This is a genomic window from Falsiruegeria sp. JB4-1, from assembly GCF_055693495.1.
In genome coordinates, this window is record NZ_JBVFTZ010000001.1 from 2870789 (window position 1) to 2893436 (window position 22648).

General features: G+C 57.2%; 22 protein-coding genes, 1 other RNA gene and 3 pseudogenes. 9 read left to right on the plus strand and 17 right to left on the minus strand.

Annotated features, from left to right (window positions below; all coding sequences use genetic code 11):
• Window position 1: 1 nt before the first annotated feature.
• From ACZ1HE_RS14655 to ACZ1HE_RS14675, 5 genes and pseudogenes are all read right to left on the minus strand, one after another.
• Entirely contained in the window at window positions 2-1186 is a 1185-nt protein-coding gene (locus tag ACZ1HE_RS14655) for a TPM domain-containing protein (RefSeq protein WP_472621914.1), read from the minus strand.
• Between the two features lie 60 nt (window positions 1187-1246).
• On the minus strand, window positions 1247-1501 hold the full coding sequence (locus tag ACZ1HE_RS14660) for an META domain-containing protein (protein WP_472621916.1): 255 nt from the start codon (window positions 1499-1501) through the stop codon (window positions 1247-1249).
• Window positions 1443-2003, minus strand: a complete 561-nt coding sequence (locus ACZ1HE_RS14665) for a YbaY family lipoprotein (RefSeq protein ID WP_472621918.1) — start codon at window positions 2001-2003, stop codon at window positions 1443-1445. The genes ACZ1HE_RS14660 and ACZ1HE_RS14665 overlap by 59 nt, the downstream gene beginning before the upstream one ends.
• A gap of 81 nt (window positions 2004-2084) precedes the next feature.
• Window positions 2085-3862: pseudogene (locus tag ACZ1HE_RS14670) on the minus strand (SLC13 family permease).
• A gap of 163 nt (window positions 3863-4025) precedes the next feature.
• Window positions 4026-4844, minus strand: a complete 819-nt coding sequence (locus ACZ1HE_RS14675) for a TIGR00282 family metallophosphoesterase (protein WP_472621920.1) — start codon at window positions 4842-4844, stop codon at window positions 4026-4028.
• Between the two features lie 226 nt (window positions 4845-5070).
• Between ACZ1HE_RS14675 and ACZ1HE_RS14680 the strand changes: the two genes are divergently transcribed.
• Window positions 5071-5247 (plus strand): putative hemolysin, encoded by a 177-nt coding sequence (locus tag ACZ1HE_RS14680; RefSeq protein WP_472621922.1) that lies wholly within the window; start codon window positions 5071-5073, stop codon window positions 5245-5247.
• Window positions 5248-5380: 133 nt separating this feature from the next.
• On the opposite strand, the gene ACZ1HE_RS14685 is transcribed toward ACZ1HE_RS14680, so the two are convergent.
• Window positions 5381-5938: a 5-formyltetrahydrofolate cyclo-ligase gene (locus tag ACZ1HE_RS14685; protein WP_472621924.1), complete on the minus strand. Its 558-nt coding sequence runs from the start codon at window positions 5936-5938 to the stop codon at window positions 5381-5383.
• A pseudogene (gene mgtE / locus ACZ1HE_RS14690) lies at window positions 5935-7330 on the minus strand (magnesium transporter). The gene ACZ1HE_RS14685 and the pseudogene mgtE overlap by 4 nt, the downstream one beginning before the upstream one ends.
• 147 nt (window positions 7331-7477) lie before the next feature.
• Here mgtE and guaD point away from each other — a divergent pair.
• Window positions 7478-8761 (plus strand): guanine deaminase, encoded by a 1284-nt coding sequence (guaD, locus tag ACZ1HE_RS14695; protein ID WP_472621926.1) that lies wholly within the window; start codon window positions 7478-7480, stop codon window positions 8759-8761.
• Between the two features lie 63 nt (window positions 8762-8824).
• On the opposite strand, the gene ACZ1HE_RS14700 is transcribed toward guaD, so the two are convergent.
• The 3 genes from ACZ1HE_RS14700 to ACZ1HE_RS14710 all read right to left on the minus strand — a co-directional run bounded on the left by ACZ1HE_RS14700 (window position 8825) and on the right by ACZ1HE_RS14710 (window position 11501).
• On the minus strand, window positions 8825-10159 hold the full coding sequence (locus ACZ1HE_RS14700) for an 8-oxoguanine deaminase (RefSeq protein ID WP_472621928.1): 1335 nt from the start codon (window positions 10157-10159) through the stop codon (window positions 8825-8827).
• Between the two features lie 122 nt (window positions 10160-10281).
• Window positions 10282-11073 (minus strand): histidinol-phosphatase, encoded by a 792-nt coding sequence (gene hisN / locus ACZ1HE_RS14705; RefSeq protein ID WP_472621930.1) that lies wholly within the window; start codon window positions 11071-11073, stop codon window positions 10282-10284.
• A 56-nt stretch (window positions 11074-11129) separates the two neighbouring features.
• Entirely contained in the window at window positions 11130-11501 is a 372-nt protein-coding gene (locus ACZ1HE_RS14710) for a helix-turn-helix domain-containing protein (protein ID WP_085794954.1), read from the minus strand.
• Between the two features lie 350 nt (window positions 11502-11851).
• Between ACZ1HE_RS14710 and ACZ1HE_RS14715 the strand changes: the two are divergent.
• Window positions 11852-12810, plus strand: a pseudogene (locus ACZ1HE_RS14715) (NADPH:quinone oxidoreductase family protein).
• Window positions 12811-12862: 52 nt separating this feature from the next.
• Here ACZ1HE_RS14715 and ACZ1HE_RS14720 read toward each other — a convergent pair.
• Together ACZ1HE_RS14720 and ACZ1HE_RS14725 are read right to left on the minus strand one after the other, a co-directional pair.
• Window positions 12863-13924 (minus strand): helix-turn-helix domain-containing protein, encoded by a 1062-nt coding sequence (locus ACZ1HE_RS14720; RefSeq protein ID WP_472621932.1) that lies wholly within the window; start codon window positions 13922-13924, stop codon window positions 12863-12865.
• Window positions 13925-14351: 427 nt separating this feature from the next.
• Window positions 14352-15230, minus strand: coding sequence for a LysR family transcriptional regulator (locus ACZ1HE_RS14725; RefSeq protein ID WP_472621934.1), 879 nt, complete (start codon window positions 15228-15230; stop codon window positions 14352-14354).
• A 14-nt stretch (window positions 15231-15244) separates the two neighbouring features.
• Here ACZ1HE_RS14725 and ACZ1HE_RS14730 point away from each other — a divergent pair, with 14 nt between their 5' ends.
• From ACZ1HE_RS14730 to ACZ1HE_RS14740, 3 genes are all read left to right on the plus strand, one after another.
• Complete coding sequence (locus tag ACZ1HE_RS14730; RefSeq protein WP_472621936.1) at window positions 15245-15565, plus strand: DUF1127 domain-containing protein; 321 nt, start codon at window positions 15245-15247, stop codon at window positions 15563-15565.
• Between the two features lie 178 nt (window positions 15566-15743).
• Window positions 15744-16520 (plus strand): Bax inhibitor-1/YccA family protein, encoded by a 777-nt coding sequence (locus tag ACZ1HE_RS14735; RefSeq protein WP_472621938.1) that lies wholly within the window; start codon window positions 15744-15746, stop codon window positions 16518-16520.
• 80 nt (window positions 16521-16600) lie between these two features.
• Window positions 16601-17071, plus strand: coding sequence for a GNAT family N-acetyltransferase (locus ACZ1HE_RS14740; RefSeq protein ID WP_472621940.1), 471 nt, complete (start codon window positions 16601-16603; stop codon window positions 17069-17071).
• A gap of 2 nt (window positions 17072-17073) precedes the next feature.
• Here the strand turns inward: ACZ1HE_RS14740 and ACZ1HE_RS14745 are convergent, their stop codons facing one another.
• Both ACZ1HE_RS14745 and rpmG read right to left on the minus strand, forming a co-directional pair.
• Window positions 17074-17589, minus strand: a complete 516-nt coding sequence (locus tag ACZ1HE_RS14745; protein WP_472621942.1) for a hypothetical protein — start codon at window positions 17587-17589, stop codon at window positions 17074-17076.
• Between the two features lie 397 nt (window positions 17590-17986).
• Complete coding sequence (rpmG, locus tag ACZ1HE_RS14750; protein ID WP_039682682.1) at window positions 17987-18154, minus strand: 50S ribosomal protein L33; 168 nt, start codon at window positions 18152-18154, stop codon at window positions 17987-17989.
• Between the two features lie 306 nt (window positions 18155-18460).
• Between rpmG and ACZ1HE_RS14755 the strand changes: the two genes are divergently transcribed.
• From ACZ1HE_RS14755 to ACZ1HE_RS14765, 3 genes are read left to right on the plus strand one after another with little or no spacing between them, the layout of a single operon-like run.
• Window positions 18461-19099 carry a DUF1326 domain-containing protein gene (locus ACZ1HE_RS14755; protein ID WP_461405496.1) on the plus strand — a complete coding sequence of 213 codons (639 nt, stop codon included), beginning with the start codon at window positions 18461-18463 and terminating at the stop codon, window positions 19097-19099.
• Between the two features lie 12 nt (window positions 19100-19111).
• Window positions 19112-19954, plus strand: coding sequence for a DUF2182 domain-containing protein (locus ACZ1HE_RS14760; protein ID WP_472621944.1), 843 nt, complete (start codon window positions 19112-19114; stop codon window positions 19952-19954).
• 58 nt (window positions 19955-20012) lie between these two features.
• Complete coding sequence (locus tag ACZ1HE_RS14765) at window positions 20013-20345, plus strand: GYD domain-containing protein (RefSeq protein WP_108787077.1); 333 nt, start codon at window positions 20013-20015, stop codon at window positions 20343-20345.
• A gap of 15 nt (window positions 20346-20360) precedes the next feature.
• Here the strand turns inward: ACZ1HE_RS14765 and rnpB are convergent.
• The 3 genes from rnpB to ACZ1HE_RS14780 all read right to left on the minus strand — a co-directional run bounded on the left by rnpB (window position 20361) and on the right by ACZ1HE_RS14780 (window position 22616).
• An RNA gene (gene rnpB / locus ACZ1HE_RS14770) (RNase P RNA component class A) lies at window positions 20361-20758 on the minus strand.
• Window positions 20759-21106: 348 nt separating this feature from the next.
• Window positions 21107-21805: an N-acetylmuramoyl-L-alanine amidase gene (locus ACZ1HE_RS14775; RefSeq protein WP_472621946.1), complete on the minus strand. Its 699-nt coding sequence runs from the start codon at window positions 21803-21805 to the stop codon at window positions 21107-21109.
• On the minus strand, window positions 21789-22616 hold the full coding sequence (locus tag ACZ1HE_RS14780) for a hypothetical protein (RefSeq protein WP_472621948.1): 828 nt from the start codon (window positions 22614-22616) through the stop codon (window positions 21789-21791). The genes ACZ1HE_RS14775 and ACZ1HE_RS14780 overlap by 17 nt, the downstream gene beginning before the upstream one ends.
• Window positions 22617-22648: the final 32 nt, after the last annotated feature.

A 22648-nucleotide genomic window follows, 5' to 3' on the forward strand; every position in this document is an offset into this window, starting at 1 on the left:
CTTACCAGCTCCCTCCGGCGCCACCGCCGGAGGAGGACCCGCCGCCAAAACTTGACCGGCTTGAACCGCCAGAGCTGGAACTGTCGGACAGTTTCGGGATGGTGCGGATTTCGCTGTCGTGGTGGCCACAGTGCTTGCAATCATAGTCCACCCGCTTACGGCCGGTGCTGGACTTGGTTGCAGCACTCAGCACTGTGCTGGTGGTGGACAGCGTGCGATAGTTGCACTGTGGACAGGCGCCATAGCCCGAGAACCAGCTGCGATAGCGGTTGATGTCCATGTGCCCGCAAGACCGGCAGTGCCACACGTCGTAGTCGACGGATTTCAGATATTCTTCAAGCTGTTGACCGCCGTCCAGATGCGCGTCCTCTGCCTCTTCGCCTGCGCGCTCCATCAACGTCTTGCATTGTTCGCACGGACGTGGGCGATTGCGCAGGTATTTCCGAAGCCACCAGACAAAGCCGCCCAGTGGAACCAGCACCAACGCCAAGAGCCCATGGCCAATCGCTTGGATCTTGCGCCATAGCCATGTGATCCCCTGCTGAAACGAACCGGCGTCCCACTGCCCGGGATAGACGCCGGACACTTCGCGCACAGTCTCATCCGTGCCCTTTTCCAGGCCCGCCTCATATTGATCGGCCCGGAACCACGGCAAAAAGCCCTGATCCACGACGCTCTGCATCCGCGCGTCCCAGCTGCTGTCATAACCATCGCCCAAAGCGATCCACATCTCGCGGTCATAGCGCGAGATCAGGATCAAAACCCCATCGTTGCGGGTGGCATTGCCCACGCCCCATTCATTGAACGTCGTTGTGGCAAATGACCGAATGTCGCCAGAATGCCCATAAAACGCCATGTCCTGAATGGTCAGCAGAGTCATCTCGACCCCGGTACGATCATACAACTCTTCGAATTTAGCTTGGATGCGCTGCTCGGCTTCATCCGAGAGCAGATCCACGTAGTCATTGACATAGAGATCACTGTAGCCGGGTAACTGCACCCCATCGGCTGTGGTGATCTTGGTCGGGCGTTTGCGATGCTCGGCCTTTAACGGTTGCGTCGGAGGTACTGGTTCCACCACGGTGGTCGGCTTGGTCAACACACCGATGCCGTAGCCAATCGCCCAGCCGACAAATACAACGGCTGCCACGATCATTATCGCAGTGCGAAAGTCCCGACCCGTCATGCATCCCCCTTTTGAGCCCCCGGTCGAGGCTATCCCGATTTACCGTTTTTGGAAAAGGCTTTACGACCCCAGATTAAAGCGCATGACTGTGACACCCGAGTCGTTGGTCAAAGCCAATAAATCGCCGTTTCGAACAAACCCGGAAACCTCGGCCAAGGCGCTCAGGAATTCCTTCTCAAGCTTGTCGTATGGCGGCGGGCAGGCCATCAGGGTTCCGGCCATATTATCAGGGAAATCGATGTCATTGCCCGAAATGTCAGCCTTGCCGGTAAAGTTGTTGCACCCCCTTGGCCCCAAATGAGCCCGCTTCAGCAAACTGAATGCCGGGGCGTTTTTCGGTTGTCAGCACCTTGCCACGCAATTCAGTCAACCGCCATTGAGTGTTCTCCAATCCGGTTTCAACATCCTTGCTCACTTTGATCATCACGACCTCTGCCGAATTGCCTGCACCACGTGTCAGAACCGGATGAACGGTATCGTTGGTGAACAACAACTTGCCATCCAGAAAAACCGACGCCTGAACGGCATAGCTCATGGCTTCGTTGATCAGCGCATCGTCATATTCGAGCGAAAAGGATGTTGGTACTCCGGTCATGGCATAGCGCTTGCTGGATAGAACCGTCGCTTCCACGTCCTGACGCGAGATGTCCACCAATTGAACATTCAGCACCGCGCCCGGAGGCAGGGCAATACGTTCGCGATAGCTGGCTGTGCCGTTGAGTGTCCCGGCCACGGCACCTGTACCAATAGCAGCACACAGCGCCGCGCTTGCAAATATCTTACCTACCATCATCTCATTCCATCCGAATTCATTCATGAATACTCAGATCGGAGCGCAATTTGACGTTTCAAGTCAAGCCTTGGCAGATGCGCGGAAACAGACCGTTCCCCGCAGGCCTTACAACGGCCAGATTAGCGGGATTAGGGCCGAGGCCAGCAAACCCACGGTCAGGTTCAGAGGAATGCCTACTTTCATGAAGTCCGTAAAACGGTATCCACCCGGACCATAAACCAGCATGTTTGTTTGGTATCCGATGGGGGTTGCAAACGACGCCGAAGCCGCAACCATGACCGCCACAACCAAGGGTCTGGGATCAATTCCCATTGCCTGAGCCAAGCCAATAGCAATAGGCGTCACAACGACGGCAACCGCGTTATTCGAAACCAACTCGGTCAAAACCGACGTCAGGAGATAGATTGCCCACACAATCAGGAACGGGGGAACCTGCTCCAGGTAAGGGGCAAGCGCATCAACGATTAGGCTGACCGCACCTGAACTTTGCAAAGCGGCCCCGATTGCCAGCATCGAAAAGATGAGCGCCAGCAAGCGTCCGTCGACGAAAGAGAAGGCTTCGTCCGCGTCGATGCAGCGCGTGACCAGCACAAGGGCGACCGCCATTATCGAAAGCATCAGGATCGGTGCAACGCCCAGCGCAGCCAACGCGACGATCCCGACCAGAGAGGCAACGGCAATCGGTGCGTGGCTTCGCCTGTACGCACGATCCGAAGGTTGGGATACGTCGACCATATCCATGTCCACCGCCAACCTTTGGATATCTGCAGGCGCCCCCTCGAGCAGAAGGGTGTCGCCTACGCGTACCACCAGATCATCCAGCTGTCGGCCAATGTTCTGGTTGCGGCGATGCACAGCCAGAACATAGACACCATACCGGCGCCGCAGTCGCAAATTGCCCAGCGATCGTCCAACCATCTTGCAGCCCGGCGTGATCAACACCTCAACGGTCGAAGTTTCCACTGCAGATACCTGATCTACCCGCTTGAGTTCCTTGTTGCTTTGCAGACTTAGGAGTTCCGTCATCCGTGTGCGCAGAACAACCCGGTCGCCCAACTGCAACTCGACCCCTTTGAGGTTCCGACGCAGCGAGGTATCTCCGCGAACCACGTCAATCAAACGCACCCCGGGACGTTTGAACAGTTGCACGCCCGTCACTTCGCGTCCGATCAAGTTGCTGTCGGGTGGGATAACGGCCTCGGTAAAGAACTTCATCTTGGACTTGTCAGAAAGAAGCGTCGCCATACTGTCCCGCTCGGGCAGCAATTTCGGTGCAATGAACCGCAAATAGAGCATTCCGTAGACAACGACCGCCAATCCCAGGGGGTTACTTCGAAGATCGAAAAAGCCTCCATTCCCTGTGCCCGTGCCACACCGTCGACCAAAAGGTTGGTCGATGTTCCGATCAAGGTCAGCGTTCCGCCCATGATCGCGGCATAGCTCAACGGAATCAGTAACTTCGAGGCAGGCATATCGAGCGTGCGCGCGATCTGCACAAAGACAGGGATCATCACCACCACCACCGGAGTGTTGGACACAAAGGCAGAAGCGATCACAACAAACGCCATCAGCAACCCGATGGCGAACCCGGGGTTCACTTCGGTCTGTTTGCGGGCAATCGACGTGAATGCATCCAGCGCACCTGTGCGCACCAAAGCACCCATGATGATGAACATCGCAGCAATGGTCCATGGTGCGGGGTTTGCCAGCACTGGCAAGGCCGCATCGTATGGCAACACCCCTGTCACCAGCATCAGTGAAACCCCTGCAATGGCAACAACTTCTGTCGGAAAAGACTCTCGCAGGAACATCACAAACATGATGCCCACGATGATCAACGACAAGATTGCGGATCCGGTGTCGGAAAGCTGGATTAGCTGCATGTTTCCCTTGGTGCCTAGCGGGCATCATTGACAAAAAGACCGAAGGCCACTGTCCCTGATTGCCACGGTTCGGGCAAGCCTGCGTTTGCGCCTTTCCGTCAATTACGAACCAATTCAGAACGTTTGCCCCAAATTCAGGCGACACGCGGGGGTTCCGACAGGATTACAGAGTAGGAATTGCGGTCTGCAGTCGACCGCCCACACGGACCATGCTTATCGACTTGGCAGCCCCAGAGCGATCGTCAGTTTCGACAAAGACGCCAGACAGCGTTGCCTCTTCGGTCGCAGGTGTGAAGCGCGCTTTGGGCATGCCCGTAATAAATCGGCGCAACGGTTCCATCTTGTCCATGCCGATGACGGAATTGTAGTCTCCACACATGCCGGCATCGCTCAGGTAACCAGTTCCCCCAGGCAACACCATGGCATCCGCAGTAGGCACGTGAGTGTGCGTTCCGACAACAAGGCTGGCCCGACCATCGCAATAGTGGCCCATTGCCATTTTTTCGGACGTCGCCTCGCAATGAACATCCACGATGATCGCATTGGCAAGTCCGCCCCGCGGGTGCGATTTTAGAACGGCTTCAACTGCCGAGAAAGGATCGTCAAAGGGCCGCTTCATGAAGACTTGACCAAGAACTTGCAGCACCAGGACCTTGCGACCGCCCGGTGCATTGAACAGCCGGTACCCCTTGCCGGGGGCGCCCTTGGCAAAATTCAACGGACGAATGAGCCGTGGTTCCTTTTCGATGAACTGCAACATGTCCTTTTGGTCGAACGCGTGGTCGCCCAGCGTCACGCAATCGGCCCCTGCATCAAGCAGCAGTTTCGCGTGATCTCCTGACAGCCCCATACCGTTTGACGCGTTCTCACCATTGACCACGACAAAGTCCAACCGCCAGTCCTCGCGCAGACGCGGCAGGTTGTCCCGAACAGCCGCACGTCCGGCGCGACCCATTACATCACCAAGAAACAAACATCTCATGGCGCTGTCCTAGGCTGCTCGGCATTCAGGAACAAGGTCAAACAGATCAATAGCCTATCAAACGGCGGAATTCCCCCGCGTAGCCTGTGGTTGAAAACTGGAACAAGTGATGCAACCTTTGTTCCCAGCTCAACTGCTAAACAAAACCCAAAGCAAACCGAGGTAATGCAATGAAACCTATATTGACAACGTTGTTTGTGTTTGCGGCTCTGCCTTCCGCCCCCTTTTGGCCGCAGATACAAAAACGTCCCTGGCCAATCCTGCCGCAACATTTTGCGTTGAAAACGGTGGCACATATCAATTGAGCAAAGATGAAAGCGGCAATTCCGTTGGGATCTGCATTTTGTCCGATGGGTCAAAAGTCGATGCCTGGGACTACATCCGATCGCATTTCAAAGATTGATACCGAAAACCAAGTTCCAAACCACTTCCACAGTTGGAACATCCTCAGGCTGCGAGAGGCTTCAGCTGGTCGAAAAAATCCAGCTTCAGCGCGCTAAAACACCCTGAAACCTGGGGCGCTATTGTGCAGGTCGCTAGAACGTCAGGACCCGGCTTTCCGTGACCAGCATATTGAGCGGCTGGTCCGTCGGTTCCAGAGGCAGGTCCTCGGCCTCCTGCGCGTCAAAGGCAAACCCTATGGCCAGTGTCGGACGCTTGGCGCGCAACCCCTCAAGCGTGCGATCATAAAAACCACCGCCATATCCCAGCCGCCCGCCGTTTGCGTCAAAGGCCACCAGCGGCACAATCAGGATTTCAGGTTCGAAATAGTCGTCCACCTCGGGCACTTGCGCCCCAAACGGACCAGCGCGCAGCGCGCCTTCGGGCGTCCAGCGCGAGAATTTCAGCGCTTGCCCTTCACCCTGGATCACCGGCACGCCCACGGAACCATAGGCCGAGGCCTCGGCCATGGCTGCCAGCGGGTCAATCTCGGTCCGGATCGGCATGTAACCTGATAGCGAAACACCCCGGTGGTAAGCCAAAACCTCGGACAGACGCCCTGCTGCTCCAGGAATGCGCGCATCAAACGCCGCCTTACGCCGGGCAAAGCCAGCTTTTCGTGCTTCTGCCTTGATCGCAACCAGATCGCTCATAACAGCACCACCGTCGCCAGTCCCAAAAAGATGAAGAACCCCATGACGTCCGTTGTGGTCGTCACAAAGGTTCCCGATGCCAGCGCCGGGTCCACGCCCAGCTTGTCCAGCACGATGGGTACTACCGTACCTGCAAAGCCCGCGATGATCATGTTCACGACCAAAGCCGAGCCAATCACGACCCCAAGCATCGGAGAGCCAAACCACATGAGCCCGATCGTCCCCAACACAAGCGCAAAACACAGACCATTGAGCACGCCCACCATCACTTCGCGACGTATCACCCGCCACATGTTGGATGAAGTCAGGTCACGTGTGGCCAGCGCCCGCACAGCAACTGTCAGCGATTGTGTGCCCGCGTTGCCTCCCATCGACGCAACGATGGGCATCAGAATGGCCAACGACACCAGCTGCGAAATCGAGATCTTCGAATTGCGAAATCACCAGCGAGGCGCAAATGGCGGTAAACATGTTCACCCCAAGCCACGGCAGACGCCGCTTGCTGGTGTCGGCCACACTGTCCGACAACGAGCTTTCTTCGGCCACACCGGCAAGACGCAGAATGTCTTCTTCGTGCTCTTCATCCAGAACGGCCATGGCGTCATCAATGGTGATGACCCCCACCAGCCGGTCGTCATCATCAACAACCGGGGCCGAAATCAGGTGATACTGGTTGAACGCATAGGCCACATCCTCTTCGTCCTGGTCGACGGGGATGGTTTGGAATTCCTCTTCTGCAATCTCGGTCAGCAGTACCTCGCGTTTGGTCCCCATCAGCTTGCCAAGGGTCACGTAGCCAATGGGATGCAGGCGCGGGTCGACAAGGATCAGATGATAAAATTGCTCCGGCAGATCGTCGCTGTCGCGCATAAAGTCGATGGCTTGGCCGACTGTCCAATGCTCGGGCGCCATGACGACCTCGCGTTGCATCAGACGGCCAGCGGAATTCTCTGGATAGGCCAGTGCCTGTTCAACTGCGATCCGGTCGGCGTCTTCAAGCGCGTCCAGAATGGCCTCTTGCTGCGGCTCTTCCAGGTCCTCGACCAGGTCGACCACATCATCGCTTTCCAGCTCGCGCACAGCCTCGGCCAGCACGTCGGGCTTCAGGACCGCGATGACTTCTTCGCGCACAGATTCGTCGAGTTCGGACAGGATCTCGCCGTCAAACTCGCGGTCGTACAGGCGGATCAGACGTGAACGATCATAGGGATTGATCTGTTCCAACAGGTCAGCGATGTCGGCCGCATGCAGCGGCTCCATCAGTTCAGTCAGCTTTTCACGGTCTTCGACATCAACTGCATAGAGGATCGCCGCAACCTGCTTGCGGTCCAGCTCATAGGCGTCGTCGTCCGAGGTGATATCAAGATCGATGGGAGTGTTGCCTGTGGTCATGTTCTGCTCCCTTCTGGATTGGCCGCAAAATAGAAGAAGCTGCTACCAGAAAACAATGACAATAGCGCAATTTACCGAAATCAACGGGGCCTCTATCCTGTGTGATGGAAATTGACTGCGCATTGACGGCACGAGGAGCACCACAAAATGGCCAGCCAGACCATCCTGCAGGGACGTGTTCTGTCCTTTACCGGCACCCCGTTTGAGGGCGAACCCGGCGATGCCGTGCAGGTACATGAGGCGGTTGTTGTGTCCGGGCAGCATATCGCGGCTTTGGGAAGTCTGGACCAATTGAAGGCCGACTACCCCGAGGCCGACGTTGTTCATCACGGCGACAAGGTGATCATGGCAGGCTTTGTCGACGCCCACGTGCACTATCCTCAAACCGCGATGATTGCGAGCTGGGGCAAACGGCTGATCGATTGGCTGAATACCTATACCTTCCCTGAGGAGATGAAGTTCGCCGACCGCGCCTATGCAGACAACATCGCTGGCCGTTATCTGGACCTGACCGCCGACCATGGCACCACAACCATGTGTAGCTTTGCCACCATCCACCCTGAAAGCGTCGATGCGTTCTTCGCGGCGGCTCAGGCACGTGGTCAGCGCGTGGTCACCGGCAAGACCTGCATGGACCGCAACGCACCCGAGGGGCTGCGGGACACGGCGCAAACGGCCTATGACCAGTCCAAGGTCTTGCTGGAGCGCTGGCAGGGTGTCGACCGGCTGGAATACGCGATCACGCCGCGGTTCTCACCCACTTCGACGCCCGAACAGCTCGAAGCCATGGGCGCGCTTTGGGCGGAACACCCCGACTGCCTGATGCAGACGCATCTGAGCGAGCAGACGGATGAGATCGAATGGGTGCGCAACCTGTTCCCCGAGGCCCGCGACTATCTGGATACCTACGAGGCATTTGGCCTGCTGGGCGGGCGCGGCCTCTATGGCCATGCGATCCACCCGGAGCCGCGCGAACGGGATCAACTGCGCGAACATGGTGCGGCGCTGGTGCACTGCCCAACGTCCAACACCTTCATCGGTTCAGGCCTCTTTGACATGGCAGGCCTGATGGCCGAGGGACAGCGGGTTGGTCTGGCCACCGACACCGGTGGCGGGTCGAGCTTTTCGATGCTTCGCACCATGGCGGCGGCCTATGAGATCGGCCAGCTGCGCGGCGTGCCGCTCCATGCGGCTCAATTGCTGTGGCTCGCGACCATTGGATCAGCCCGCAGCCTGCGGATGGACGACAAGATCGGTAACCTGGCCCCGGGGATGGAGGCGGACCTGATCGTCCTTGATCTCGCCTCGACCCCAGCAATTTCGCAACGCTCTGCCGTGGCGGATGACCTGTGGGAGGCGGTGTTCCCCACCATCATGATGGGCGACGACCGCGCCATCGCCGAGGTCTGGATCAACGGCCAGCGGCGCTGATCGCACCCCTTGAGGGGTGCGAGCCTCCGGCGGGTGTATTTTTGAAAGGGTGAAGCCCAGGGTTTACGCCTGAAGCGCACGGGCCAACTGGTTCTGGCGTTCGATCACCCGTGGCAGGTCGATGCTTGTGACATGGCCATCACGGACAATCTGGCGACCCTCGACAAAGAGGTGTTTCACCTTCGTGGGGCCCGCCAACAGCAAGGCGGCTGGGTCCCAGCTGCCTGCGCTTTCCACGCCCGTCACATCCCAGATCGCAATGTCGGCCCGCTTGCCTGGCGCAAGTCGCCCGCAGTCCGGGCGGTTCAGCACGTCCGCGCCACCACGCGTTGCGATCTCAAGCGCTTCGCGCGCCGACATGGCATCGGCACCGTTGTTTACCCGTTGGAGCAACATGGACTGGCGCGCCTCGGCGATCAGATTGCCGCTGTCGTTGCTGGCTGAGCCATCGACACCCAAGCCGACGTTTACGCCTGCGTCCCGCATAGCGCGCACCGGTGCTATACCGCTGCCCAGTCGACAGTTGGAACAGGGGCAATGGGCTACGCCGGTCCTGGATCGTGCAAATAAATCAATCTCTTGCCCGTCCAGCTTCACGCAATGGGCATGCCAGACGTCATCCCCTGTCCAGCCCAGATCCTCGGCATATTGCCCAGGGCGGCAGCCAAAGTTTGCAAGGCTGTAAGCAATATCTTCGTCATTTTCTGCCAGATGGGTGTGGAGCATCACTCCCTTGTCCCGTGCCAAATTGGCTGCATCTCGCATCAGATCGCGGCTGACCGAGAATGGTGAACACGGTGCCAACCCAACGCGGACCATCGCCCCCTCGCCGGAATTGTGGAAGGCGTCGATTACGCGAATGGAATCCTCAAGAATGGCGGCTTCTTTTTCGACCAGACTGTCTGGCGGCAGGCCCCCGTCGCTCTCGCCGATGCTCATCGCGCCGCGCGTAGGGTGAAACCGCATCCCGATCTCGGCGGCCGCCGCAATGGTGTCGTCCAGACGCGATCCATTGGGATAGAGATAGAGGTGATCCGAGCTGAGTGTGCAGCCCGACAACGCCAGCTCAGCCAAACCCACTTGCGCCGAGACAAACATCTCTTCGGGCCCAAAGCGCGACCAGATCGGATAGAGCGTCTGCAGCCAGCCAAACAGCAACGCGTCCTGCCCGCCGGGCACCGCGCGGGTCAATGATTGATAAAGATGGTGATGGGTGTTCACCAGGCCCGGCGTCACCACGCAGCCCTTGGCCATTACTGTCTCGCCGCTGGTTTCCAGCGCTTGCCCGATCTGGGCAACTACCCCGTCGCGTATCAGGATATCGGCAGCCGACAACTCTTGCCGCTGATCATCCATCGTCAAGATGACATCAGCGCTCTTGATCAGAACTTCATGCATATCGCACACTCCACCTGTTTGCCCACCTCAGGTCGAAGTGTGAAATGCACCGATGGAAAGTGGGCTGAAGAACCGGTGCGGGAGAAATCCTAGCGCTAAAATGGCAATCTCTCAAGGCGAGACTATTTAGACTTTAGAATATTCAGTGCTGCCGCATGAATGTTAGAATTGGCCGCGGCCAGCACGCGCCCGCCATTGTGAGCCGGGCCACCCTGCCAATCGGTGACGATACCGCCAGCCGCCTCGATCACACCTATGGGGCCTTGGATATCATAGGCGTTCAACCCTGCTTCGATCACCAAATCGACCTGCCCAGCCGCCAACAAGGCATAGGCATAACAGTCCATCCCATAGCGGGTCAGCCGCACCTGGCTTGCCACGGCTTCGAATCCGGCGCGTTCCTCCGGTGTTCCAACCTCAGGAAACGTGGTGAACAACACTGCATCCTCCAGAGACTGCGTATCTCTGGTTTTCAGCTCTGCCACACCTTGCGGACCGGTCATTTCCGCCCCGCCTGTCGAGCCTACAAACCGTTCACCGATATAAGGCTGATCCACGATACCCAGGATTGGCCCCGTTTCGGTCGACAGCGCAATCAAAACACCCCAAGTCGGGGTTCCGCTGATAAACCCACGCGTTCCGTCGATAGGATCCAGAACCCATTGCCGACCAGATTGTCCTACGCTCTGGCCGAATTCCTCGCCCCAGATCCCGTCATCAGGCCGATGTCGTCTCAGAACTTCGCGCATGGCCTGTTCGCCTGCGCGATCTGCGGCTGTGACCGGGTCAAAGCCATCGGTCAGCTTGTTTTCGGCAGTCAGGTCGGCACGACGAAAAAATGGCAGAATCGCTGCTCGTGCAGCGTCTGCCATTTCATGTGCCACTTGCAGGTCAGTAATCGCGTCAGAAGTCATGTGTCACGAGTGACATTCGCGTACTTCAATTGCAAGTCTAAGTTGTCAGCCCTGTTTCACGCAACGTCGCTTAGAACGCGGGCAAGTTCGAACAAGCGACGGCGCTGGTTCTCAGGGATTGCATAGTAAGACCGCACCAGGTCCAAAGCTTCCTTGTCTCCCATCAGATCAGCAGGGACATTCGGCTTTTCCGGCGTGCTTTTATGTGCGTCATCCAGCCCTTCAAAGAAGAAGCTGACAGGTACATCCAGAGCATCCGCGATGTCCCACAAACGCGAGGCGCTGATCCGGTTCGCACCTGTTTCATACTTTTGAATTTGTTGGAATTTGATGCCGACTTGCTCGGCCAGCTGTTGCTGCGTCATACCGATCAACCAACGACGGTGCCGTACGCGTTTGCCCACATGGACATCAACGGGATGGGTCATTAGGGTATCTCCTCTGTTTCACTGACAACCGTCCGGGTTTCGACAACAGGGCGCGGCGCTCGTCCCACAATTGAGGCTTGCCGTTTAACATATCCCTAATTTCACCAATGCGACCCGAACCGCACCACAGGGAAAATATTACGAACTTTTCGATTGAATTCAACCCGGTTGATTCCGATAGCCCCAACACAAGTTTAAGGATGTGGCTCAAATTAAATTGAATGATGCTACGCAAATTGGCGGAACGCCATGCATCAAAGGGTTGCAGACGCATCCGTTTGTTCGCATTACCAAGCCCGACATTCGGATCAACAGCTGCGGTTCACCTGCAAGAAAACAAGGAAACCAGGATGCTTGCTTATCAAATACAATCCCAGGGTGAGTCCGCTTCCCTAGTTGAGATTCCCTGTCCGACCCCCGGCCTAGGGCAGATCTCGGATCTGTATCCGGGCCACCGGGCTGAATTTTGCCGATCTGCTGATGCAGAAAGGGACATATCAGGACATTCCCCCTGCCCCTTTCACGCTTGGACTTGAGGTTGCGGGTGAAATCGACGCCGTTGGACCGAACGTAAGCGGCTTGAAAACAGGCGACCGAATCGCGGTGTATTCCGGTCATGGCGGGTTGGCAGAGTACGGGGTCTTTGATGCCGATCGCGCCGTCAAACTGCCTGACACGATGAGCTTTGAAGACGCGGCCGCTATTCAGATCGCCTATGGAACGAGCCACCTTGCGCTGGATCACCGCGCGCAATTGCAACCGGGTGAAACACTTTTGGTGACCGGTGCAGCAGGCGGCGTTGGATTGACTGCCGTGGAAATAGGCAAGCTCATGGGCGCACGAGTGATTGCCCATGCGCGGGGCGCTGACAAGCTCGAAGTTGCCAGAAAGGCTGGAGCCGACATTGTGATCGACGATGCCGAAGATCTTCGCACTCGCGTTAAGGAACTTGGCGGTGCTGACGTGGTGTATGACGCGATAGGTGGCGAAGTGTTCAAGGCCGCGTTTCGCGCCACCAACCCCGAAGGTCGCCTGCTGCCCATCGGATTTGCCGGTGGCGAAGTCCCGCAGATCCCGGCAAACCACCTGTTGGTCAAAAACCTGACAGTCATCGGATTCTACATCGGCGGCTATCTGAAGTTCCGCCCTGACGTGGTTCAGAACAGTTTCTCCACCCTATTTGACTGGCACACCCAAGGGCGAGATCAAACCACATATCAGCCACACCTTACCTTTGGGCCGGGTCGCAGAAGGCATGCAATTGCTCAAAGATCGTAAATCTACAGGCAAAGTGATCATCACCGCCTAATGGCGATGAACTCGCTGGTGCTCCCCCCAGTCCTAGTTCCACTGGTATTGGGCTAGAGTTGATGCAGCCAGGTTTCGTAGTTTTCGGCCGTGTTTCGCCGGGTCACATCAACCCGGCGTAGGGTTTTGGCTCTTTCTCGATACGCGCGCGGAGATTGATCGTACCGGGCGCGAAACGCGCGGGCAAAGGCTGACGCGTTGTCGAACCCGCAAGACCATGCCACGTCATAAATCGGACGGTGGGCCTGTGCTGGATCCGCCAGATGCCGCGCAACAGCACGAAGTCGACGAGAACGGATGTATCTAACGACACCGCCATAAGATTCGAAAATCCGATACAGCTTGCTTCGGGATACCCCGGCGTGGCGCGCAACATCTTCCGGTGACAGGCAAGAATTGGCGAGATGCTCCTCGATGAATTTCTTCACGATTGCAATTGTCGCCAAGGGGACGTCCGACCCCGTGATGGGCGATCCATTGACTGTGCCGTTCAGACAAGCCGAAACCAATCCTGCGACATGAGGTACAACTTCGACGGCCTGCGCATGAGTCATTTCAGGCGCGATGCTGCGCAATGTTTGGATCTGATTGTGCAACAGCCGCACCAAAGGTTGCTCAGACGGAAGATAGCGCAAATGCTGATCGTCAGGTTCGTGCAAAAATGGAGCCACCATTTCGCGCGGCAAGATCAGGGAAACATTGGTAAAATCGTTTGTTACCGACTTTGCTTTGCGTGCAAGATCAAAGACCACAAGCCCGCCTTTGGGCGCCACGTCGTTGGCTATTCCCTGATCCGTCGCCATGTTGCCATGCGAAAACAGCTGGATCATGTAGTGATCCATTCCATCGGCAGCAATGCGTTGTGATGTACGCGACCATTTCTGTTGCCGCGAACTGGTTTCTGCAAGCATGACGCCATCCAGCAGATGGCCATCCACACTTGCGCTGAAGTCGCTTTGCCGGACGTCTGCTGCCGCCTCAACTTCAAAAATACAAGAAATACTCTCGCGCCACTCTTCGAATCGACGACGAGACGGCAGATCCCGTACAGAAAAATGACTGTGCGCCAATCGCGCGGAAGAGGCATCGTTATGCGCCTCTTCTAAATCAGGCATGTAGCCCCCCTCGCCATACACACCCATTCTTGCCGCGGGCAGTTTACTGTTAACTCTGATAGTCTATACGACTTCGCAATCTCGGCAAGTCAGCTCTTTGCAAAACCAGCTCAAATTGACTCCATGTCCTGAATTCTGTGCACTGCGTCCACCCGAGTTGAAAGTCATTGTCACGTGGATTTACCCTCCGCTACCCCTAGGTGCAGCTGCGCTGGATCGGCACGGGCTTTTGAGGCAAGTGAGCAGTGAGTGGGTTGACTTGTGAAGAGGCCTCTTCACGCGTCTGTCCGGCAAAAGCTGTCCCAGGGAACCCAAAGCTGCACAGAGTCTGCTGAGCGTTTTGACCAGTTTTTTAGGACGTAACAATTTTTGTGTGACGTCTCTGGCTCTCTGTCAGTCTTGGGTTCCCCCAAATCACCTGCAAATATCAACCTACGGCTTTCAGATGGGTTCCACCAAGATTGACAAAACTCTGTCGGACCAGTGACACCAGTTCGTCGACCACTGGGCCTTTGCTACCAGTCGCGCCATACAGGTTGATTTTGTGAACAGGCAGGTTCGGCAGGCCCCCTCCGCTATCGATTTGCACCAAATATCTGGGTTCGGTCCCTTCCAACATGGCATGGACGGCAAGATCAGCACTGACCGTGGCTTCGATAGTGCGGTCATTGTCGGTTTCCACCGCCAAATCCCAGGGCACATCTGCTTCATCCAACGCTGCTAAAACCTTGGGCCGGAATAGGCAACGGCGTCCCATGGCAACACGCAACGGTCGCTGACGCCATGCGGACCCGTCCGGGGCCCCAACCCATCGCAAAGGCAGTTCAGCGATTGTTTCACAATCTGGGCCTGCGTCCACTTCGGTGGTCAGGATGACATCGCATTCACCTTTTTCAAATTTCTCTTTCAGCAGCAGAGAGTGAGAGGACAATAGTTGTACCTTCATCCGCGGGTATGCGGCGTTGAACTGCTTTAGGACGCGCGGAATTGCCGGATAGACGATGTCATGTGGCACACCAAGCACGACTTCGCCTTCGAAAGCCTGATCCGTCAGGCGCCCAATCACTTCGTCGTTCAACGCCACCATGCGTCTCGCATAGGCCAGCAGCTGTTCGCCGGATGCGGTCAATGCGATCCCGCGCCCGGAGCGGTCCAACAGTTCCAGCCCCAGCAACTCTTCCAGTCGCTTTAACTGCATAGACACCGCGGATTGCGTCAAGTTCAGAAATCCAGCGGCCTTTGTGACACCTCCGCTGTCCGCAACCGCCACAAAGGAACGAAGGGTGGTGATGTCCAAGTTTCTCATTATCACAATCCTTGATGAATTATATCAAAAACATTCGTTTTCATAATCAAACACAAGATGCCATATACATCAAGGAAATTGATCAAATGAGCCGAAATCATCAACACCGGAAAGGACACCGAACCATGACCCTCATCAACACCTCGATTGCCCCTTGCCGCCCGCGCGCTTCGCTTCTGCAGACCATTTCGCGTTTGTTTGCAGTGAGTAGCCAACGCCGCTCCCTGTCGCAGATGGACGACGCAATGTTGGATGATATTGGCGTTTCACGTGCCGAGGCAGAACGCGAAGCCCGACGCCCAATTTGGGACGCTCCGGAAACATGGCGTTGCTAAGCCATGAACAATAAGACACAGATCGGCAGCCCCTAAATGCAAACACTGCCGATTTGACCCATTTTCGGTACAGATCAGGTACCGGAAATACTTGAATTTTCGCCCAACCTCTCCGATATTCTGTATGAAAGCTGCCGGTTTCTCCGTGCGGCCCCAAAATGTTAAATGGAGACCATTGATGGCACAATTCGACACGGTCCGGACGGCCGCAGGCGCGCGCACTGCCGAGATCGACGAGGGCCTGCGCGCCCACATGAACAAAGTCTACGGCACCATGTCCGTTGGCATGCTCATCACTTTTGCTGCTGCTTGGGCGATCTCCGGCCTGGCCGTGACTGCCGACCCAACGGCGGCCGTTGCTCAGCTGAGCGCAGACAAATACCTGACATCGTTTGGTTACACGATCTACGGCTCGGCTCTTAAATACGTGATCATGTTTGCCCCGCTGTTGTTCATCTTTGGCTTCAGTGCAGGCATCAACCGCCTGTCAGCATCCGCTGCACAGCTGGTGTTCTATGTCTTTGCAGCGGTGATGGGCTTGTCGATCAGCTCGATCTTCCTGGTTTTCACCGGCCAATCGATCATTCAGGTCTTCCTGATCACTGCGATCGCCTTTGCCGGTCTGTCGTTGGTGGGCTACACCACCAAAAAAGACCTCTCGGCCATGGGCACCTTCCTGATCATGGGCGTCATCGGCTTGATCGTGGCCTCGATCGTCAACATCTTCCTGGGTTCGCCAGCGGTTGCCTTTGCAATCTCGGCCATCGGTGTTCTGATCTTTGCCGGTCTGACCGCCTATGACACTCAGCAGATCAAGAACACATACCTGCAGATGGCCCACGCGGGCGACCAGGAATGGCTGGGCAAGGCTGCCATCATGGGCGCGCTGAGCCTCTACCTGGACTTCATCAATATGTTCATGTTCCTGCTCCAGCTGTTTGGAAACCGCGAGTAAGCGCACCCCAACACACCACATTCTGAAAGGGCGGGTTCACATCGAACCCGCCCTTTTTCTATGTCTTATGGGATATTCTTATGATCATCCGCCCCCTTGCTCATGATCATGCGCATCGGATTTTACCGCTGCTCCACCTAGTTCACGCATTGCATGTGGAACATCAGCCAGAACGCTACCCGCCAATAACCGACGATTTTCAGACGTTGGAGTGGCTGACGGGCTGGATGCAAAACGACAACATGCATTGTCTGGTTGCCAAGGGCGACGATGCGCTTTGTGGCTATGTAATCTATGAGATCGAGCACCGCCCTGCCACGCCTGTCCGTCGCGCCGAGACACGGGCCATGCTGCACCACATCTCGGTAGATGCACGTCATCGGCGCAAGGGCATCGGGAGCGCGTTGATCGACGCTATGAAAACCCACCTGGCTGAAACGGGGGTCGACATCATTGCCACGACATACGCCAGCTTCAACGAGGCATCGGCACGGCTGATGGCCGATGCAGGGCTAAGCCCCAAAATGATTTACGCGGAATGGCGTGCCTAGTCTTAGCTACAGTTCAACGCAACGGCATAGGCAGTGGTGCGTCGTGCATTTTTGCCGTTCTGATAAGCCGGACCCGTTGCCAGACAGCCGGTGAGACGCGGCACCGAGTTCACGAACTCTGCCCCTGCCCCTTCTTGCATCCGGCTGGAGTCTCCTTCGGCTGTGCGCAACACGGCAAAGAGCACGCGGTTCACTTCGACCATGCTCAAAAACAGGGTACGGCCAGAACCACCAACCTCAACCGCATTTGACGGCGTCCGACCACCTGCATCAATGGCGGCTCCTGCCATTGCACTGACGTCTGCGCTTTCAGCCTGCAAACGAACCGGCGGGATCGCTGCCAATCGCGCCGGGACAGATGCCCCACGAGAGACATAATCCGCCGAACCCTTGGCCTCGCTCAACGTCCTGGGTTCTCCGTCGATACCCGTAAATCCAACCCCCTCACGTGGAAAAAGCTCCACACAAGCGGACAAAGTCAGGGCGGAAAGACAGGCAGGCAGCAGGATTTTTTTCATGACAATCGAAGGTTAGTGGCAGACACCGCTAGGCTAGCGGCAGCCGCCCCCACATAGCAAGCGCTGTTTCATTCGAATGGTCGCGAAGGTCATTTTGGGTTGCAAAGGTACCTCAATTACTCCCAGATACTTGACTAGATCTGCTGGAATTGAGGAAAATTATCCAACGTTCCGTGTCGCGTTTCCCCTCTTGGCGACCTTTTTTCCAAACCATATGCCTATGCACGGCCTGTCGGACTGTGTTGGCTTCGGCGCCAACATGACAGATACATCGTCATTTTCCTGACGCAGCGATCAGAGATGCTAGTCAAATGTGAACGAAACCCTGGCCGTGGCAAAGAAAAAGGGTCACGCGTAGACGTGACCCTTTTTCAGGATTAATCCAGATCAGTAAGACTTACTTGATCTTACCTTCCTTGTACTCGACGTGCTTGCGCGCGACCGGGTCGTACTTACGCACAACCATCTTTTCGGTCATGGTGCGGGCATTTTTCTTGGTCACGTAGAAGTGGCCAGTGCCAGCGGTCGAGTTCAGACGGATCTTGATGGTCGTCGGCTTCGCCATGAGTTCTCTCCTGAGCCCAAAAGGCGCGGGCCTTTCGGTTGAATTCCTATGAGCGTGCGCTTTTACCTGTCCCGGCCCGCGAGTCAACACCAGAATCGAAGTCTTGGCACCGCAAATTGCATTTCCTGCCAACGTCTGCCCCGCACCGATCCTGGCTGAATTAGACTAGATCACGGATCTGTGATACGATCCGTCCAAGACCCAATACATCAAGTCGAACCGAAAAACGGCACGAGGCCGCGCTTCAGGCAACGAAAGTGCGAGCAGTAGCGGCGATTGTGCCGCGCTCTATTGGGGGAATATACTATGACGAATTGGATGATCAGTGGCGAAGAAATGGCCAACTGTAACTGCAATTTTGGGTGTCCGTGTCAATTTAGCGTCCTGCCGACTGACGGAACCTGCGAAGCTGCTGTGGTCTACGATATTGAAAGCGGACATCACGGTGATGTCGACCTGAGCGGGGTTAAGGCGGCATCGGTCTACAAATGGCCCGGCCCTATTCACGAAGGCAACGGCGAGATGCAGCTGATCATCGACGCCACCGCGAGTGCTGCGCAAAAGGCGGCCCTGGAGACGATCATGACAGGGGGTGACACCCAGGAAATGGCGACCATGTGGTTTGTGTTCGGTGCCATGTGCCCAACCAAGCATGAAACCCTGACAGCAACGATTTCGGTTGAACTCGACAGGGAAAACCGAGTCGGAAAGGCCACCGTTGATGGTGTTTTCGAAGTTGAAGGACAGCCACTGGCCAATGTTGTCTCGGGGGAACCTCACCGGGTACGCTTTGATTTGCCAAATGGATTTGAGTTTGCTCAGGCTGAGGCCGCACAGGGCCGAACCAGAACCATGGGCGGAGCTCTGTCTTTGCTGAAGAACACCGGCACCCACGCTCATTTTGCCCGGCTGCATCTGAGTGGAGACGGCGTCGTACGCGCCTGACGGGACCCGATCATGACACGAAACACTGGCGCTGCCGCGTCTGAGCGCGTTGAGCAATTGCTCAGGCGCGACAGGGCAATCGTTCTGATCAGCCTCACGCTGGTTGTTGTTCTGGCGGCCACATACACCGTGTTCGGGGTCGGCATGAACATGTCGGCTGTTGAGATGACGCGCATGGCTCGCCAGGTCGGAGAGCCCATGCAAATGGGTTCTGCCGCGCCGTGGACTGCGCTTCATGCGGTGCTCATATTCCTGATGTGGTGGGTCATGATGATCGCCATGATGACCCCAAGCGCTGCACCCACCGTGTTGTTGTTTGCTGCCATCAAGAAAATGGGGCCCGACGCACCCAGGTCGGGCGCCTTCACCGCTCTGTTCCTGGTTGGGTATCTTGTGACCTGGGGGATCTTCAGCCTGGGCGCGACCGGGGCGCAATGGGGTCTTGAGGCCGCCGGACTATCGGATGGCCCAATGATGACGCTCAAATCCAAGGGCGCCGCCGGAGTGCTGCTGCTGGCTGCTGGTCTCTACCAACTCTCGGCCTTCAAGGATGCGTGCCTGCGTCACTGCCGCTCTCCTGCCCATTTTCTGGCCGAGCATCATCGCCCCGGCCTTTTGGGGGCCTTTGCCACTGGCGGGGATCACGGGCTGTATTGCCTGGGCTGTTGCTGGGCCCTGATGGCCCTGCTCTTTGTTGGCGGGATTATGAATCTCTACTGGATTGCGGGAATCGCGATCTACGTGGCCCTTGAAAAGATCGCCCCGAAGGGTCGCTGGCTGTCATTTGTCACCGGGGGCGCACTTGTCTGCAGCGGCCTCTACCTGAGCGCAACTGCCGTGACTTCAGCGATGTGACGGTCGCCCGATTCGACAGAAAACGTTTCAAAAACCACCAATCCCAAAGGAGGGAACCATGCCACTATTTATCACCTATGCGTCGTACTCGACATCTGGTCTGCAAGGCCTGCTGTCAAAACCCGAAGATCGCGGGGTCGCCATTCAGGCACTTATGGACAAAGTCGGGGCAAAGGTCGTCGCGCTTTACTTCACGACCGGATCCAATGACGTTGTCATGATCAGCGAAGCCGCCGATGGCACCGACACCGTTGCCTTGGGCATGGCGGTTGCCGCCTCAGGTGCTGTTCAGGACGTCGAAACGGTTCGGGCCTGGACCAGCGCCGAATTTGGCGACATCGCCAGCAAGGCCGCGTCGTTGACCTCGGGCTATACCCCGCCGGGTGGGTAAGTCCCTGTCGAGTGAGCGCGCGGAGGGCCTGTAAGCCGGATTCTGTTCAGGGGTTGCCCCCTTTGATGACCATTCATCTAGGCCACGCATTGCTGCGCGGCTCGAGCTGCCAACCCGACCCCTCTCGGCTGAAGCGCGCCTAGCGGCGGTATCGACCAAGGCCGACACAGGCCCGCGCGGGGGTCCTATTTGGCATTGCTCCGGTGGGGCTTGCCGTGCCACCCCTGTTGCCAGGGGCGCGGTGGGCTCTTACCCCACCGTTTCATCCTTACCGCGACAGGCGCGGCGGTATCATTTCTGTGGCGCTCTCCGTCGGGTTTCCCCGCCCGGGCGTTACCCGGCACCGTTGCTTCATGGAGTCCGGACTTTCCTCGCGTGGGGTCGCCCCCACCCGCGGCCATCCGGCCCTCCGCGCAAGCGGCTGCGTATGCGGTGACAGAGAAGGCGTCAAGAGGAGAAGGCAAGTCTTCTTAAGACAGGGGTACTCCCGCGCCCGAGCAGACCTGACTGCGTCAGCCCTGCGAACGGACTTGGGCCGTGCGCCTCGCCTTTGGCTCGGCGCGGTCTCGTCTGTCGTCGGTGTTTCGCTACAATCGAACCGTTGCTGCAAAGCGCCAACCGCCGCGCGAAGCGCGGCCCGGCCCAACGGGAGGAGATGTTTCGCCAAAAACATCGACAACAGGCGGGAGTGCACCCGAAATCCCCAGCCATCATCTGCGGTTCAGGTACACTCAGGTAATTCTTACAAACGCTGTGAGTGATCAGGTCCACAAGGCTGTGTGACCCAGCGGAGAAAAATCTTCTGGCTCCAGCGGGCCGTGAGCCCAGGGACGATAGCGCAAGCGAACCGCAGCCAGAAGAGTTTCGTCATCTACATCAGCCGTGAAGCCGCAATCGCGGGCAAGTTCCCGAAATAAACTCATCGAAGCTTTTTGCGGCCCGGTGTCATGCCCCCGCTCTGCAGCCCACTTCTGCCGTTCCAACCGCTGCCAGTCGAACCGCAAACCCGGGTCAAACTTGCGCCCTGGCGCCATGTCGGAATGTCCGATTACGCCCGATGGTGGGATTTGCCAGCGATGTAAAACTTGCGGCAGCAAGCGCTCCAGCGCCGCGATCTGGGGCTCCGAGAAGGGATGATCGCCCCGATTGTCGAGCTCTATTCCAACCGAACGCGAATTGATATCATTCTGACCGTGCCACTCTCCGGCCCCGGCATGCCAGGCGCGATCTGCCTCTCGCACCATCTGCCATAATGTCCCATCCATTCCGACCAGGTAATGGGCCGAAACCTCGGCCGTGGGATCGCACAGTCGTCTCAGGGCGGCCTTGGCACTGGTCATCGCCGTATAGTGCAGCACCACAAGCGTCGGTGTCAGCCCGTTCCGCCTGGCACCAAAGTTCGGCGACGGATGCCAGAGCGCGCCCCTCGCATCTACCTGTGGGTCAATTCTGGACGGCACGACGGAACGGCGCAGGATCCCAGTTGCAAGCGTAGCCGTCCCCGTCTGGATCCAGGGATTTGCGGTCACGTTCCGGCCCACCTTGGCTCAAAAATTCTATCTGCGCCTGATCCGCCGACGCATAAGCTGCGCAGTTGCGCTTCGACTTAGCCTCAAGGTTGAAACCCGCGCGGCTATAAAGCTTGGTGCCACGGGGATTGTTGGTATTGAGAGCGTAGCTGACGATATTCGGTTGAGCTGTTCCGGCCCGCTGCGGAACAGCAGTAGCTGTAACCACTTGATATTGTTCACGGTTGCGTGCAATCCGCTCGGCATCACTTTCGATGGACTGACGGCTGGAAACTGCGGAAAAATCCTGTTCATCAGAAATCGAAGGATTATCCAGCACTTGCGGCGGAGGGTTGGACGGGCTGGCCTGAACTGGAGCAACACCAGAATTTTGTGCTGCTGCTGCAAGCGCCGCTTCGGTTTCATTCGCGATGTCCTGGGCCGTCAGGGTACTGCCGGTCGCAAGAGAGGCCGATGGAATTGCGGTCTGTGGATCGGTGGGCGTCGAAGGGGTAGCATCAGCAAACAAGCCCGGCGCCTGAGCAGGTTGTAAAGTTTGCGTTCCACCAGACGGCAGGGCCTCGGACGATACAGCCGCAGCTGGGATCAACGGATCACCATTGATCGTCTGTCCAGCCAAGGCGGCTTCGCGTTCGGCCTGCTCCGGTGATGGACCGAACCCGACCCCGGCTGCGGAATCGGGAACCTTTGGATCACAAGCTGCAAGAACCCCGATGACGGGGATCAAAAGATATGGGCGCATGGCTGCTATCCTGCCGTTTTTTGCTCTTACTT